1 rRNA gene is annotated in these 2,157 nt (G+C 42.4%); it reads right to left on the bottom strand.

Annotated features, from left to right (window positions below):
- Positions 1–264: 264 nt before the first annotated feature.
- A 23S ribosomal RNA gene (locus tag Q0863_RS18380) occupies positions 265–2,157 on the bottom strand; the annotation flags it as partial.

Raw genomic sequence — 2,157 nt, 5'->3', positions numbered from 1 at the left:
CTTTGTCATTGTATTTCGAATCATCAAGCAAAGGATAAGCTTCAGTGGATCGCAGTATGGCAGCTGCTCAACCACTTACAACACCTTGCCTGTTACAAAAGTCGTTTACAATTGATTCTAGGCTTTGTCATTGTATTAAATAATGCTTTTATATGTAACTAGCGCGGCATCAGGTGATCGAAGATCCTCCCAATTTACTATGTTACAAATTACATTGGCATCACATCCATTGTCGTTTATAAAGTAAATTATAAACTTTAAATGGTTTAGAAGCCATACAATGCAAATTGCCCCTTATTTATCATTGCAGTCCAGCACGGATACGACCTTAGAGGCGTTCAGGCATAATCCAACGGACGTAGCGTCATACCACTGTTCGCTCGAACAAGTATTGTGCCATTGGTCCGTACCTGCGGTTCCTCTCGTACTACGCAGGAATGCTGTCGCAACAACGTTTTGTCATTAGTAGGGTAAAACTAACCTGTCTCACGACGGTCTAAACCCAGCTCACGTTCCCTTGCATGGGTGAACAATCCAACGCTTGGTGAATTTTGCTTCACAATGATAGGAAGAGCCGACATCGAAGGATCAAAAAGCGACGTCGCTATGAACGCTTGGCCGCCACAAGCCAGTTATCCCTATGGTAACTTTTCTGACACCTCTTGTTAAAAACTCTTTAAACCAAAAGGATCGATAGGCCGAGCTTTTGCTGTCCCTGTGTGTACTGAACACCGAGATCAAGTCAGCATTTGCCCTTTTGCTCTATGTGTGGTTTCTGTCCGCACTGAGCTGGCCTTGGGACACCTCCGTTATTATTTGAGAGATGTACCGCCCCAGTCAAACTCCCTACCTGGCAATGTCCTTGAATTGGATCATACCTGAGTAATTGGAGTTATACCAAATTTTCAAATCAAAAATACATAAATGCATCGTTTTATTAAAGAATTTGTTTGCGATTATATAACAAACTCGTGATACTTTGATCAAGAAGCTTGCATCAAAACCCAATACCATAAGATATAATAAATATATCCGTATAATGGCTAGGAAATGATACACGTTCCATTTAATCAAGTAAGTAAGGAAACAATAAGAGTAGTGGTATTTCATTGACGATACCAAACCGAGGTCTAATATCTCCCACTTATTCTACACCTCTTATGTCTCCTTACACTGCCAGATTAGAGTCAAGCTCAAAAGGGTCTTCTTTCCCCGCTAATTATTCCAAGCCCGTTCCCTTGGCTGTGGTTTCGCTAGATAGTAGATAGGGACAGTAGGAATCTCGTTAATCCATTCATGCGCGTCACTAATTAGATGACGAGGCATTTGGCTACCTTAAGAGAGTCATAGTTACTCCCGCCGTTGACCCGCGCTTACTTGAATTTCTTCACTTTGACATTCAGAGCACTGGGCAGAAATCACATTGTGTCAACACCCGCTAGGGCCATCACAATGCTTTGTTTTAATTAGACAGTCGGATTCCCCAAGTCCGTGCCAGTTCTGAATTGATTGTTAATTGATAATCGTTATAATTAATAAGAACTAATTGGTTTAACCCAAATAGTATTCTTAAAAATTTTAGCAAGAAAGTTCCACAATTGGCTACGTAACTAAACTATCCGGGGAACAAGTAACTAACATAAATGCTAGAAACTCTATTTACCCAGAACGAGCACATAAACCATGTTATTGTTTCCCAATCAAGCCCGACTATCTCAATCTTCAGAGCCAATCCTTATCCCGAAGTTACGGATCTAATTTGCCGACTTCCCTTACCTACATTATTCTATCGACTAGAGACTCTTCACCTTGGAGACCAGCTGCGGATATTGGTACGGCCTGTTGAGAAGTTTGCGTGTCCCCACCATAAATTTTCAAGGTCCGAGGAGAAAATATCGACACAACAGTATATGTCATGCTCTTCTAGCCCATCTACCATATCTCTCTGCGAAAGACTTCCATGGTAGTACGGCTATAAAACAGAAAAGAAAACTCTTCCGATATCTCTCGACGGCTTCTTTATGGTCGTTCCTGTTGCCAGGATGAGCACGAGGCCCATATTTAATAACAAACGGATACTCAACAGGTTCCGCAGATCGGCAGCGCACCCCTCTGCCCTCCAGTCACGACATTCCCTCCCGTCCGCCGCCCCCTGCT

Origin of the sequence: uncultured Luteimonas sp. (assembly GCF_947492465.1) — a bacterium.
Classification (GTDB): Bacteria; Pseudomonadota; Gammaproteobacteria; order Xanthomonadales; family Xanthomonadaceae; genus Luteimonas.
Note: the sequence above shows the minus strand (reverse complement) of the source record. Positions and strands in the feature narration are given on the sequence as shown.